Annotated in this window: 13 protein-coding genes and 1 tRNA gene; 6 read left to right on the top strand and 8 right to left on the bottom strand. The window is 58.6% G+C overall.

Annotated features, from left to right (window positions below; all coding sequences use genetic code 11):
• Positions 1 to 63: 63 nt before the first annotated feature.
• Positions 64 to 148: transfer RNA gene (locus tag ABDX87_RS19005), tRNA-Leu, on the top strand.
• Between the two features lie 206 nt (positions 149 to 354).
• On the opposite strand, the gene ABDX87_RS19000 is transcribed toward ABDX87_RS19005, so the two are convergent.
• Both ABDX87_RS19000 and ABDX87_RS18995 read right to left on the bottom strand, forming a co-directional pair.
• Positions 355 to 873, bottom strand: a complete 519-nt coding sequence (locus ABDX87_RS19000) for a BRO-N domain-containing protein (RefSeq protein ID WP_346829267.1) — start codon at positions 871 to 873, stop codon at positions 355 to 357.
• A gap of 952 nt (positions 874 to 1825) precedes the next feature.
• Positions 1826 to 2569, bottom strand: coding sequence for an SDR family oxidoreductase (locus ABDX87_RS18995; protein ID WP_346829266.1), 744 nt, complete (start codon positions 2567 to 2569; stop codon positions 1826 to 1828).
• A gap of 67 nt (positions 2570 to 2636) precedes the next feature.
• Here ABDX87_RS18995 and ABDX87_RS18990 point away from each other — a divergent pair, with 67 nt between their 5' ends.
• From ABDX87_RS18990 to ABDX87_RS18980, 3 genes are all read left to right on the top strand, one after another.
• Positions 2637 to 3641, top strand: a complete 1005-nt coding sequence (locus ABDX87_RS18990) for a LysR family transcriptional regulator (protein WP_346829265.1) — start codon at positions 2637 to 2639, stop codon at positions 3639 to 3641.
• Positions 3642 to 3800: 159 nt separating this feature from the next.
• A complete protein-coding gene (locus ABDX87_RS18985; RefSeq protein ID WP_346829264.1) occupies positions 3801 to 4463 on the top strand; it encodes a hypothetical protein in 663 nt (220 codons plus the stop codon).
• Between the two features lie 112 nt (positions 4464 to 4575).
• Entirely contained in the window at positions 4576 to 5166 is a 591-nt protein-coding gene (locus ABDX87_RS18980) for a DedA family protein (protein WP_346829263.1), read from the top strand.
• 20 nt (positions 5167 to 5186) lie between these two features.
• On the opposite strand, the gene ABDX87_RS18975 is transcribed toward ABDX87_RS18980, so the two are convergent.
• Both ABDX87_RS18975 and ABDX87_RS18970 read right to left on the bottom strand, forming a co-directional pair.
• A complete protein-coding gene (locus ABDX87_RS18975; protein ID WP_346829262.1) occupies positions 5187 to 5486 on the bottom strand; it encodes an addiction module antidote protein in 300 nt (99 codons plus the stop codon).
• Positions 5479 to 5778: a type II toxin-antitoxin system RelE/ParE family toxin gene (locus ABDX87_RS18970; protein WP_346829261.1), complete on the bottom strand. Its 300-nt coding sequence runs from the start codon at positions 5776 to 5778 to the stop codon at positions 5479 to 5481. Before ABDX87_RS18970 ends, ABDX87_RS18975 begins: the two co-directional genes overlap by 8 nt.
• Positions 5779 to 5953: 175 nt before the next feature.
• Here ABDX87_RS18970 and ABDX87_RS18965 point away from each other — a divergent pair, with 175 nt between their 5' ends.
• Both ABDX87_RS18965 and ABDX87_RS18960 read left to right on the top strand, forming a co-directional pair.
• Positions 5954 to 6739, top strand: a complete 786-nt coding sequence (locus tag ABDX87_RS18965; protein WP_346829260.1) for a transporter substrate-binding domain-containing protein — start codon at positions 5954 to 5956, stop codon at positions 6737 to 6739.
• A gap of 81 nt (positions 6740 to 6820) precedes the next feature.
• Positions 6821 to 7834, top strand: coding sequence for an ATPase (locus ABDX87_RS18960; RefSeq protein WP_346829259.1), 1014 nt, complete (start codon positions 6821 to 6823; stop codon positions 7832 to 7834).
• Here the strand turns inward: ABDX87_RS18960 and ABDX87_RS18955 are convergent.
• The 4 genes from ABDX87_RS18955 to cyoE all read right to left on the bottom strand — a co-directional run bounded on the left by ABDX87_RS18955 (position 7831) and on the right by cyoE (position 12323).
• Positions 7831 to 9462, bottom strand: a complete 1632-nt coding sequence (locus ABDX87_RS18955; protein WP_346829258.1) for a methyl-accepting chemotaxis protein — start codon at positions 9460 to 9462, stop codon at positions 7831 to 7833. The two genes, ABDX87_RS18960 and ABDX87_RS18955, sit on opposite strands and share 4 nt — an antisense overlap.
• 159 nt (positions 9463 to 9621) lie before the next feature.
• The gene (locus ABDX87_RS18950; protein ID WP_346829257.1) at positions 9622 to 10245 is read right to left on the bottom strand and encodes a CatB-related O-acetyltransferase; all 624 of its coding nucleotides are present in this window, start codon (positions 10243 to 10245) and stop codon (positions 9622 to 9624) included.
• 39 nt (positions 10246 to 10284) lie between these two features.
• Entirely contained in the window at positions 10285 to 11187 is a 903-nt protein-coding gene (locus tag ABDX87_RS18945; protein WP_431061164.1) for a glycosyltransferase family 2 protein, read from the bottom strand.
• Positions 11188 to 11432: 245 nt separating this feature from the next.
• Complete coding sequence (gene cyoE, locus ABDX87_RS18940) at positions 11433 to 12323, bottom strand: heme o synthase (RefSeq protein ID WP_074755932.1); 891 nt, start codon at positions 12321 to 12323, stop codon at positions 11433 to 11435.
• Positions 12324 to 12327: the final 4 nt, after the last annotated feature.

The raw sequence follows: 12327 nt of genomic DNA, 5'->3' as shown, positions 1-12327 counted from the left end.
AAAATTGACCATGAAACATGATTGACCAACGGTAGGAGCGTCTCTATACTTCGCCGCCATTGAGCCCTGATGGCGGAATTGGTAGACGCGGCGGATTCAAAATCCGTTTTCGAAAGGAGTGGGAGTTCGAGTCTCCCTCGGGGCACCAAACAGCAACACCTTCAAGTGGTTACGTAGCTTGAAGCACAGAGAAACCGGCCAGATTTGAGCCGGTTTTTTTGTGGGCAGGATTTGTAGATGAGGTGAGCGGGGTTATCTTCCCGTCCAGAATCCGGATCGTTATGGGCACGTTTCCCTGACACCAATGCCCGCTATTTGCGCATGCGTCCCCTCAAATACCCCCTCGCCCCACCATCATCTACCGATCAACTTATCTCGCCATCTGCTCAAAACGCTCTTCCAGCCATCGCGGACGACGTTACGCTTCGCACTCCGCTCGACCATGAGTTCGGGCATGTCCCTTAACCGCACCCAATAGTCGCTCTGCCATTGCAGTAACCCCACCGAACATCCCGACCATTTCATGGCGTCCATACTGGGCGAATGCGGCTCGGCCTTGTCACGCAACGCTGGCAATACCTCGTGGGTCAGCCAATGCCTCAACGCTCGGTTTTCGGGGACGTAGTGGTGGACCAGCATGGCGAAGAGGCCGGATTCGCTGATGAGGAGTTGTTTGCTCCATTGGCCGTTGCTGTGTAGCCAGGCAGTGCGGCGTTGGTCTGGATCGAGTTTGTAGGTGGCGCGTTCGTCGAGGGGTTTGCCCATGAGGCGGGCGGTGTCCTGGAGGCAGAACCAGGCTTGGTTTTCGAGCTGGAAAGCGCGGAGTTGGCGGTGGTGGCGGATGAAGATTTGAGGTTCGAAGCAGTCGGTCATCGCCTGGTTTCCCTTTCCGGGGTTAGCGATGGGGGTGGGGATTTGGGTTGATGCGATACCTGCATGGGTGAAGCTCCTTAGTTAGCGCTGGCTCCAATGTCGTCAAACATTAGGTGGCAGCTGTGCGAAGGTTGACGAACCGGCCTAAGGCTACCGGCAGACCCGAAGGTCTCCGACGCACAGCTGCCATAACACGTGCTGCAAGCGTAATAGCTCAAAGCATAGTTGGAGCGCTGTGCGCCTTAGTCTCAGATCGTCAAATCCGGTCGCTGATCACAACGACGGCGGGGAGGCTAACGTGGGCATTGTTCGTCGACAACCCGACGGCGGAAATTCAGAAACGTCCTACAAGTACCTTTGGATCTAGGTCTGCCTGGTAGGGACAGGTTGACGGGTTTTGCTGCCGGTTCCCGGCAGATCGCGGGACAAGCCACGCTCCTACGCCTTCCGGGCAGAACCAGGCGACTCGATTGTGCCTGGTACTCCGAGAGCACAGGGTTTGCTGCCGGTTCCCGGCAGATCGCGGGATAAACCGCGCTCCTACGCCTTCCGGGCAGAAACGGCGACTCGATTGTGCCTGGTGCTCCGCATGCACAGGGTTTGCTGCCGGTTCCCGGCAGATCGCGGGACAAGCCACGCTCCTACGCCTTCCGGGCAGAATCAGACGACTTGATTGTGCCCGGTACTTTGCATGCACAGTTTTGCTGCCGGTTCCCGGCAGATCGCGGGGCAAGCGCGCTCCTACGTCTTCCGGGCAGAATCAGGCGACTTGATTGTGCCTGGTACTCCGCATGCACAGGTTTTGTTGCCGGTTCTCGGCAGATCGCGGGCAAGGTGGAACGCCACCCCGGTCGCTCCTACAGGGGTGACTCTTGAGACGATCTATTGCAGGGGGCGCGAGCATTGCGTGGGTTGCGACAGGGGCGGGCCTGTCGCAACCCCGCTCACTGGATCAGAAATCCTGCGAGGTCGGGCGCAGGACGATTTCGTTGATGTCGACATCGCCCGGTTGTTCGATCGCGTAGGCAATTGCGCGGGCGACGGATTCGGCGGGGATGGCTTGTTTGTAGAACTCTTTCACGACGTCGGCGCTTGGCTGGTGGCCGCTGCCGAATTTGAGTTCGGAGTCCACAGCACCGGGTTCGATGGTGGTGGTGCGGATTTTTCCGCCGACTTCGTGGCGCAGGCCGTCGGAGATGGCGCGCACGGCGTATTTGGTGCCGCTGTAGACGGAGCCGCCCGGGCTGAAGACTTTGATGCCGGCCACGGACGAGATGTTGATGAAGTGGCCAAAACCTTGGGCTTCGAATTTCGGCAGCGCGGCGGCAATGCCGTAGAGCACGCCTTTGACGTTGATGTCGATCATGCGGTCCCACTCGTCGACGCGCAGTTCGGCGATGGGCGCGATGGCCATGAAGCCGGCGTTGTTGATCATGACGTCGACTTTGCCGAAGTCCTTGATGGCATTTTCCACCAGCGCGGTCAGATCTTCCCGGCGCGTGACGTCGACGGTGTAGGCCGATGCTTCGCCGCCTGTGGCTTTGATGTCCTGGACGATGACGTCCATGCGCTCTTGACGACGTGCGCCAAGGACGACTTTGGCGCCGAGTTTGGCCAGATGGCGGGCGGTTGATTCGCCCAGACCGCTGCTCGCGCCGGTGATGACGACGACTTTGCCTTGGATACCGTTGCTCATGGTGAATCTCCTGCAGAGGGTGGGAGGTGGTTGAGCAGGAGTTTGCAGTGGATCTTCTGCTCAGAAAATGGAAGAGTTTGGCTTTGAGAATTCCACTTTCTGGAACACGCTCTTCATCTCAACGTCGCAACAAGGATCCCGATCAATGCTCAATCGCATGGAAATGCTCCGTGTCTTTCTGGTCGCGGTGGAAGCGCCGAGCTTTCGTGAGGCTGCGCATCGGCTGGGGACATCGCCGCAGAAGGTGACGCGGGCGATCAAGGAGCTGGAGCGCACCTTTGCCGAGCCGCTCTTTCATCGCAGCACACGACAGGCGACGCTCACGGCGTTCGGGGCAGAGATCGCGCAGCAGGCGCGGGAGACGTTGAATCAGTTTGACCGGCTGTTCGTGTCTCACTCAAAACCGAAGAGCGCCGAGATCGTTGGCCGTGTCGGGATCACCGCGCCCCATGCCATCGGCAAGCTGTATATGGCGGAGTTTCTAAAGCCGCTGATGCAACAGCATCCCGGGTTGCGAATCGAGTTGAATCTGGATGACCAACTGACGGATGCGGTGCTGTCGCGGATCGACATCGGGGTCCGTATCGGGGCGGTGCGTGATCGGCGATTCATCGCGCGGGCAGTGGCGCAGGTGCCGTTGAAGATCGTGGCGGCCCCTGCATTGATTGCAGCGGTGGGCGCACCGTCGAGCATGGAGGCGCTCAAGCCGTTGCCGCTGTCGGTGCTGATCGACCGGAACAACGGCAGGCCGTGGCCATGGTTCTTTTCGGACGGTGAGAGTTATTTGCCGCCCTCCCCTGCGTTCAGCTGCGATGACCCGGAAACAGAACTGGAGTTTGTACTGGCCGGGCTGGCGTTCGCGCAGATGCCGCACTATCTGGCGGAGCCTCATCTGAGTGACGGCTTGCTGGTCGAGGTGCTCGCCGACTGCGCGCCGCCGACGGTGGACTTGATTGTGTACCGCACCCAGTCAGGGCCGGTGCCGCCCAGAGTCCGGTTGGTGTATGACCATCTGATTGCCTGTCTTTCGGACAAAGCAAGTTTTCCCAAGTCGTCGAGGGAGAACGGATAGGGTTGGCGTGTCCGGTTTTGCTCTGAGCCCGGATTCAACCACCTGCCCTTTTTCATCCCCTCGCCCCTGCAAAACCCCAGTTCTCAACTAGCCTGAAAATTGACTGATCCAGAGCGAATGGACCAAACGTTTAACCTCGCTGATCGGATAAAAACAACAATGAAAGATCCTTATGCGTTCGGGTTTTATTGCGCCTTGTTCGCTCTTGCAGCGATGACCGGCGCGGTGTTCTACGAGTCCTACACCGGTGCCGGCTTCTCAGGGTCGGCGCGCGCGTATGACGTCATCAATTCGTGTTCCGCGCTGGTGCAGGCGCTCGCGGCGATAGGCCTGGTGGGCCTGGCGTTCAAGGCGTACCGAGCGTGGAAGAACGAGATCATTCACAACAAGGCGCTGGGCATCATTTGGGATGCCAACGTCGCCTTTCGCGAAATCGAGCTGAGTTTCAACGAGTGGTTCTTCGGCCCCAATGCAGTGGACAAGGCCAACAGCGAAGGGTCGCGCATTACTTCGTTGCTGGCGGCCAGCCCGTTTGGCGCGAGCCTGCGCAACTTCAAGAAGCAGTGCATCCTCATCGACAAGGTGGTGATCAAGGATGACTGGCAGTGGGTCAACCACGCCACGGAACTGGACATGCTGGCGCGCGTGCTGAGCATGGACGCCTTCCGCCCGACCACCAAGGCCAAGGAAACCGCCAACATCATCGACTTCCTCTACTCTCGCGAAGGCGAGGCCCTGAAACGCACTCAGGGGGAGTGGGAAATGTTGATGAAGGTGATCGAAAAAGACCTGGCGGCGCTGGAGGCTGAGTACAGCGAGTGACCCTGCTCGACGTTGAAGCGCGATAGAACTGTTGGCGTTCAGGTTTGGTCGAACGGCATGCCTTCCGCCGGATGACCCTGCGGCTAACCCCTTTCCGAGGCCGCTGGAGCTCATGTTCGAACACGTCGACGTTAATTATCTGCTGGTCAACTACGGATACTGGGCCGTATTTATTGGCTGCCTGCTGGAAGGCGAAACCATTCTGATCCTGGGAGGGTTGGCGGCTCACCAGACGTCCCTCCACCTGCTGGACGTCATCCTCATCGCGACCCTGGGCGGGATGCTGGGGGACCAGATTCTGTTTTGGATCGGGCGTTACTTCGGCCCGCGGATCCTGCCTAAGCTGCACCGACAGCAATCGGCCATCGACCGGGTTTCCGACTTGATCAAGCGCTACCCTACCGCGTCGGTTTTCTCCGTGCGGTTTCTCTATGGTATGCGTCTCGTCGGGCCGTTGGTGATCGGCGCGAGTCGTCTCTCGCCCATTCGCTTCGCGCTGATCAATCTACTGGGCGCCGCCGTGTGGGCGACGCTGTTTGTGATGGCGGGTTACTGGGCCGGCGAGGCGTTGCAGCATCTGCTGGGGAACCTGAAGCCTTACCGTTTGCCGATTTTCATCGGTGTGGTTGTATTGGCGGCCGGGGTGGCGCTTTATCGGCATCATCGGGCTAAAGTCAAAGCCGCGCGCTCCCTTGGAAACTGACGCTCATTGCGCGTACGGGACTACACGCTGCCTCTACCGGTCGCGCTTGCACGAAGCTCGACCCCGAGGGCGTGCATGACCTTCACGACGGTGTCAAAGCGCGGTTTAGCACCTGGCGACAACGCTTTGTACAGACTTGCGCGCCCCAACCCCGTAGCCTGCGCGACATTCGACATGCCACGTGCCTTGGCCACATAACCGATCGCTCTGACGAACTCTTCGCTGTCTCCGTCGGACAGCACCTGGGTCAGGTATTCACCAATCGCTTCGTCCGTTTCCAGAAATGACGCGACATCGAAGGGAATCAGTTTATTACTCATGCTCTAACCTCTTTGCCAGTATTCGGGCGTAACGAATATCTGCAGACTGGCTGGCTTTGTCACCACCGGCCAACAAAACGATGCAGACGCCGTCTCGGAACGTAAAGTAAACCCGGTAGCCACTCCCGATGTTCAAACGTATTGCCGAGACGCCGCCCCCAACTGATTTGACGTCCCCAAGATTTCCTGTGGAAATCCGGTCTATACGACGGACGATGGCAAGCTTCGCCTGAGTATTGCGCAACCCGGTGTGCCAACTCACAAACGCCTCGGTTTGCAGAACGGTGTACATAAATGAGTGTATCCGATCGAAGACAAAGCGCAATCGTACTGAACGCCCGCCAAGCTATGGCACTACATATTTACTACCCGGGTTGTATATAAAGCGGACCGCTTCTACGCTTCCCACCCGCCGGAAGCCCCTCTATAACGACGATACGCACAACCGACTCACAGGGATCGACACGATGAAGACATGCTTAACCGCCAGCCTGTTGTTGGGATTGGCCAGCGTCACTCACGCGCAGGCCGCCGAGACGGCGTCGCATCTGGACGCGGTCCAGCAGAAGGGTGAGCTCGCGGTCTGTACCACCGGCGATTACAAGCCGTATTCGTTCCTCAAACCGGATGGGCAATACGAAGGCATCGATATCGAACTGGCGCAATCGCTGGCCCAGAGCCTTGGCGTAAAGGTGCAGTGGGTGCCGACGACCTGGAAAAACCTGATGCCGGACTTCACGGCGGGCAAGTGTGACATCGCGGTCGGTGGTATTTCGGTGACGCTGGAACGGCAGAAAAAGGCCCTCTTCAGCAGCACGCTGGACATCGACGGCAAGGTGCCGCTGGTGCGCTGTGAAGACGAGCCGAAGTACCAGACTGTCGAGCAGATCAACCAGCCCGAGGTCCGTTTGATTGAACCTCAGGGCGGCACGAACGAGGCGTTTGCCAAGGCGTACTTGCCCAAGGCGTCGCTGTCTTTTCATGACAACAAAACCATCTTCCAGCAGTTGCTGGACAAGAAGGCCGACGTGATGATCACCGATGCGTCGGAAGCGCTCTACCAGCAGAAGCGCATGCCGGGGCTGTGCACGGTCAACCCTTCCCGTTATATGCAATATGGCGAAAAGGCGTATCTGCTGCCGCGTGACGATGTCGCCTGGAAGAGCTACGTCGATCAGTGGTTACATCTGAGCAAGGCAACCGGCGCGTATCAGAAGGTGGTGGGCGAATGGCTGGCGGTTCCGGCTGAGTAATGTTGTGTTGGGGTTGTGCTAATCACTGGCGATTCAGCATCATCCCGGCATGATCCCTCGGCACAGGACCCGGCCGCTGTCATGAAGACCCGCAAAAGCATCACCCGCGCGTTCTGTGTCGAGTTGCAGCAGGAGCTGTCGATCGTGGCGGCGCGTCGTGAATACTTCTCCCAAGAGCCACCCCGCGCGCGGTTCAACTTCCTGTGTTCGTCCGAGCCGTGTCGTGCGCAGGGCGTGAAGATCACGGGTGTGCGCTATGACGTGAAGCCACAGGAGCATCCGACTTTTGTGGCGGCGCACTTTCGCGCCAACCCCAATTACGAGCACCATGCCGATTGCGAGTGGGTCGACGAGGCTGAAGTGGCCGAGGACAAGCCCGGCCCTGAGAAGACCGAGGCGGAAACCGCCCTGCGCAAGGTCAAGCGCAAGCTGGACGATTACATCGATGTGTTCGACCCAGCGCTGAAGGAAAGAACCCGGCCTGCCTCCTCCACTGACACATCCGAACCATCGCCCGAAGAAAAACCCGCGAGCACGACTCCGTCTTCAACCACCTCGAACACCAAACAGCCCACCGAAACCCGCACCAACAACCTGGAGCGCCTGGTCGACAGTTTCCGACAGGCACAGGCCACCCTCAGCAAGGAAGAGTTCGCCTTGCTGACGCTGCGCATTCCGGGTCAGGGTGAGGTGACGCTGCGTTCCTGGTTCCGCCACATCAAGTTTGCCAGGCTGGAGGATGAGCGACGCGTGCTGTACGGCGGCGGTCTGGTGGAGCGATATGGCACGGGGTTCAAGTTCAAATTCTTTGATCGGCTACAGGGCAAGCCGGTGACGTTGTACGTTTCGCCCGCCCAGATGCAGGCGTACCGCTCCAGTCGCTACATCAGCGAGTTGCTCAGCCACTCGGACGAGGTGCGGTTTTTTACTGTGTTCGCCTTGGGAACGCTGGCAGCCAGCCCGTCGGGCAAAAGCGTCAGCGTGGAAATCGACGACTTGAGGCACCTGGCGATCGTGCTGGGGCCAGCCAAGGAAGCGACCCCAAACATAAAGGATGACACCGGTTCTCAGGGCGATCCGGTGCCGAAACCTTAAACCCGGAACACCTGCACCATCCCGTTCAGGCCAACCGCCAGTTGCGACAACTCGCCGCTCGCGCCTGACGTCTGACTGGCTGCGGCGGCGGTCTGGTTCGACAGATCCCGGATGCTCGTCAGGCTGCGATCCACTTCGCGAGCGACCTGGGCCTGTTCTTCGGTCGCTGCGGCGATGCCCAGGTTACGTTCGTTGATCTGCACGATGGCTGCGGTGATCTCGGCCAGCGCCTGACCCGCAGCTTCTGCCACTTTCAAGCTGGCCTGCGCCCGGTCGCTGCTGTTGCTCATCGCGGTGACGGCCTTGCCCGCGCCGCTTTGAATCGAAGTGATCATTTGCTCGATCTCGGCCGTCGATTGCTGAGTGCTGTGCGCCAGGGCGCGTACTTCATCGGCGACCACGGCGAATCCACGCCCGGCTTCCCCGGCCCGTGCAGCCTCGATCGCGGCATTGAGCGCCAGCAGATTGGTCTGTTCAGCGATGCCACGAATGACGTCCAGTACGCCGCTGATGCCTTTGACCTGACCCGCCAGACCGTCAATCTCGGTCGCCGTGAAACCTACTGCACCGTGCAGCTCGGTGATCGCAGTGACCGTTTCTTCGACACGACGGCGACCATTCTCGGCCGACTGACTGGAATCACGCGCCGCCACCGACGCCTGCGCAGCATTGCGCGCCACCTCCTCCACTGCCGCACTCATCTGGTTGATCGCGGTCGCAGCCTGATTGATCTCATCGTTCTGCCGTTGAACGCCCTGCATGGCGTCGTGGGTCACGGCCGACATTTCTTCGGAGGTCGACGCGAGCTGGTTGGAGGAATCACTCAGCTGCATGACCGTACGCCGCAGGTTGTCCTGCATGATGGACAGCGCTTTGAGCAAACGACCAGGTTCATCCCGACCGTCCGTTTCAACGGGATGACTGAAGTCATTACTGGCGATACGCTCGGCCACACTCAACGCTTTGGCGATCGGGGCACTCAGGCTGCGGGTGAACAGGCCCGCCAGTGTGAGGGTTGCCAGCAAGGCGACAACAATCGTGGCGAGGGTGACGTTACGCGCCTGCACGTAGGTCGCGTTCGCGGCCAGAGCGGTTGCGGTCACTTTCTGGTCGGTCAACTGGCTTGCTTGAGCGATGATCTTGTTCAGTGAATCGGCCGCCTGGGTCATTTCACCACTGGCAGACACCAGCGAGTTGACGACGTCATTGCGCTTTTGCTCGACCGCATCGAGAAAACGCCCATGCACGCTCAGGTAGCTGGCCAACGCTGCCTGCAGGTCCGCGTAAATCTTCTGCCCCTCAGCCGATGGCAACAACGCTTTCAGCTTGTTGACGTTGCCCTGCAAGTCATCACGCGCCTGACTGACACGCTGCCTGGCCTGCTTTTCGGTCTCGGCATCCGGCGCGGTCCGCGCAACCGAGTTCCACAGGCGGATGGAGGTCAGGTTGTTACCAATGTCACCAATGCGCTGCACGGTAGGCAGCACGGTCGTCTCGACGACTTCCTGAGCCTGCTTCAAGGCGGCCGATTGCCACAGCGAAAACACACCTTGCACGGTGACCAACAGTGCGAAGAAGCCGAAACAGAGCAACGCCCGTGGCGCAATATTGAGGGATCTGAGGTTCATGGGGCATTCCTTTGAGTCAATAACCAGCATGTTGGAGAAACGTTTCAGCCATTATGCAAAAAAACGATTCCAAAATGATGTCACTCTCTTGAAATACCCGATTTAGAGCCGTCGCAATGATGATTTGCGAGGGTTTGTCCTATTTCTACAATCAGCGGGTCATGCCGCCTTGCGCGCCCTGACGTACGAGAGGAAGGCATCCAGATCGGGTCCGCACAGGTTTCGGGCAACCGACTTCACTTCTTCCATCGGCCAGTCCCACCAAGCGGCTTCGAGCAGTTGTTCACGCACGTCTTCTTCGAAACGCCAGCGAATGAACTTGCAGGGATTACCGCCTACAACGGCGAATGGCGGCACGTCGCGGGTGACCACTGCGCCGGCGGCAACGATCGCGCCGTGTCCAACGGTCACACCGGACAGAATCGTGGCGTCGGCGCAGATCCAGCAATCACTGCCGATGACGACATCACCTTTGCTTGGGGCGTAATCCTTGATGTCTTCGAGACCCTTCATCATGGCCGGGAATGGATAGGTGGTCAGCCAGTCGGTGCGGTGTTCACCACCCAGCAGAATCTTCACGCCCGCCGCGATCGAGGTGTAGGAACCGATCCGCAGGATAGTGTCGTCGCCGAACTCGAAGACTTCCGGAATGCCGTAGGTGCCCGTGCCCACCACATAGTGCGGATAACGCAGGCGGATCTTTTCCGGGGCGCGCTCGAGTTTGTCGAGGCTGCGCAGGTGCTTTCTGGTTTTGCGGGTTTTCAGGAGTTCGAAGAATTTCATGCGGGGTCCGTGAGCTGAAGCGGGCACGACAAGGGCGGATCAACTGCTCTGGCGATGCAACAGAAGACGCTTGAAGCGACGAAAAGTGGTCCGGTTGAACTGCCTCAACGGAATCGAGCGAAGCAGCGTCCAGGCGTACTTCTTGTCGCTGACCACGGCATATTTCAGTGCCTTGTTGATGATCGCGGTCAGTCCCCGGTTATAGGCCGGATGCGAGCGATAAGGCGCGATGGTGCGCATGTCCGCGTCAAACAGGACTTTGTAGCGGCGCGACAGGTTGTTCGGGTGGCGTCGATACCGGGTGACGCTCACCGGCAACACGTGCACCTCATAACCCTTGCTGGCGATTTTCAGGGTCATCTGAAAATCCTGGACCTTGATCTCGGGATCGTAGAAGTCCACGGTCTTCAATGCGTCCATCCGGTACAGCGAAACGGGGGCGCCTACGACGAGCGCCTCACCCAGGATTTCGTCGAAGCTGAGTTTCTGAATGCCGGCCAGCTTCTGCGACTTGGTGTCGTTGCCCTCTGAGTCCATGTAAATGATCAGCGCGCCGACACAGCCCACTTCCGGGTGCTGACTCAGGTAATCGGCACGCAGACGTACCGACGACGGCAACATGATGTCGTCCAGATCAGGCGTGCACACGTACTCGCCCTTGGCATACCGCAGCCCGTGATTCAGGGCAGCACTGACGCCTTGATTGGCCTGGGAATAAAGCTGGAAGTCGTACTGACCTTGCAGTGCCCGAAGCATCGGCACGCTGTTATCGGTGGACCCGTCGTCGACGATGATGACTTCAACGTTCGGATAGTCCTGGGCGAATATGCTCGCCAAGGCAACGTCCAGATACTTTTCTGCGTTGTAGCAGGGCGCAATGATCGATACGAGAGGCATCGAATCATTTTTGGGCCGAATGTCTGGAGTCATTTGCTCAGTCATAATTCTGTTTTTTGTATCTCTACGACTGGATCGGATGCATTTCGCGACGATCCTTGTACAAAACAGATACATGATGCGGCAAAGCAGTAGGCTTTGTCATGGGCTGATTAGAGCCTGAAAAGCCCAAATTGCGGATTTTACTTCCTCCACTAAGCGAATATTCCTACGAGCCGTTAACTCGCACCCAACAAAAAACCCCGTGGCTCGAAAGCGTCACGGGGTTTCCTGTGTTTCAGTTCAGGCAATCAAGGGGCTGCGTAAGTGACCAGCAGCTCTTTAGTTACCTGAAAGTCCAGCGACATCGCCACGCTCAACGCCGTGATGGTGAAGATGGAGAACACAAACAGCTTGCGTGCCCAAACGGTGTCATCTTTGGCTTTGTACCCTGTCCAGGCCATGTACAACCAGTACATGCCCATGGCAGCCGCAACGGCCAGATAGTTGAGCCCGGCGTAACCGCCGAAGGTCAGCATCAAGGTCGCCAGCAGGAACGCCAGGATGTAGATCAGGATATGCCGCTTGGCCACCCGGATACCGCGCTTGACCGGCAGAACCGGAATCGAAGCAGCCAGGTAGTCATTGAAACGGAAGATCGCGATGGCGTACGAGTGCGGCATCTGCCACAGGCTGAACATGACGAGCAAGGTCAGCGCTGCGAGGTCGAAGCTGTTGCTGACGGCAACGTAGCCGATGACCGGAGGCATCGCACCCGACAGACTGCCGACCAGGGTGCCGTGAACGGATTTGCGTTTCAGGTACAGGCTGTAGAAGCCGACGTAAATCACAAAACCGATCACTGCGAACAAGGCCGCCAGTGGATTGGCCTTGAAGTACAGCAGGCCAACACCGACAACACCCAGAACCGTGGCGTAGGCCAGGGCCAGTTTCACCGAAACCAGCCCCTGAACCAGAACACGGTTCTTGGTGCGTTCCATCTTCAGGTCGATATCGCGGTCGATGCAGTTGTTGAAAACACAACCGGAGGCGACCACCAGCGAAGTACCGATCATCGCGATCAGGAACAGGCCGAAATCGACATGTCCCTTGGATGCGAGGAAAAAGCCACCAGCCACCGAAAGCACGTTACCGAAAATGATCCCCGGTTTGGTGATTTGGATAAAGTGCTTCAGTGACATCAGG

This window comes from Pseudomonas abietaniphila, assembly GCF_039697315.1.
In the GTDB taxonomy this organism is placed as follows: Bacteria; Pseudomonadota; Gammaproteobacteria; order Pseudomonadales; family Pseudomonadaceae; genus Aquipseudomonas; species Aquipseudomonas abietaniphila_B.
Note: the sequence above shows the minus strand (reverse complement) of the source record. Positions and strands in the feature narration are given on the sequence as shown.

Excerpts from the sequence above, each read along its gene's own strand:
- ABDX87_RS18995 (WP_346829266.1), bottom strand. The coding sequence starts at position 2,569 with ATGAGCAACGGTATCCAAGGCAAAGTCGTCGTCATCACCGGCGCGAGC.
- ABDX87_RS18990 (WP_346829265.1), top strand. The coding sequence starts at position 2,637 with ATGGAAGAGTTTGGCTTTGAGAATTCCACTTTCTGGAACACGCTCTTC.
- ABDX87_RS18945 (WP_431061164.1), bottom strand. The coding sequence starts at position 11,187 with ATGACTGAGCAAATGACTCCAGACATTCGGCCCAAAAATGATTCGATG.
- ABDX87_RS18970 (WP_346829261.1), bottom strand. The coding sequence starts at position 5,778 with ATGTACACCGTTCTGCAAACCGAGGCGTTTGTGAGTTGGCACACCGGG.
- ABDX87_RS18950 (WP_346829257.1), bottom strand. The coding sequence starts at position 10,245 with ATGAAATTCTTCGAACTCCTGAAAACCCGCAAAACCAGAAAGCACCTG.
- ABDX87_RS19000 (WP_346829267.1), bottom strand. The coding sequence starts at position 873 with ATGACCGACTGCTTCGAACCTCAAATCTTCATCCGCCACCACCGCCAA.
- ABDX87_RS18980 (WP_346829263.1), top strand. The coding sequence starts at position 4,576 with ATGTTCGAACACGTCGACGTTAATTATCTGCTGGTCAACTACGGATAC.
- ABDX87_RS18975 (WP_346829262.1), bottom strand. The coding sequence starts at position 5,486 with ATGAGTAATAAACTGATTCCCTTCGATGTCGCGTCATTTCTGGAAACG.
- ABDX87_RS18965 (WP_346829260.1), top strand. The coding sequence starts at position 5,954 with ATGAAGACATGCTTAACCGCCAGCCTGTTGTTGGGATTGGCCAGCGTC.
- ABDX87_RS18985 (WP_346829264.1), top strand. The coding sequence starts at position 3,801 with ATGAAAGATCCTTATGCGTTCGGGTTTTATTGCGCCTTGTTCGCTCTT.
- ABDX87_RS18955 (WP_346829258.1), bottom strand. The coding sequence starts at position 9,462 with ATGAACCTCAGATCCCTCAATATTGCGCCACGGGCGTTGCTCTGTTTC.
- cyoE (WP_074755932.1), bottom strand. The coding sequence starts at position 12,323 with ATGTCACTGAAGCACTTTATCCAAATCACCAAACCGGGGATCATTTTC.
- ABDX87_RS18960 (WP_346829259.1), top strand. The coding sequence starts at position 6,821 with ATGAAGACCCGCAAAAGCATCACCCGCGCGTTCTGTGTCGAGTTGCAG.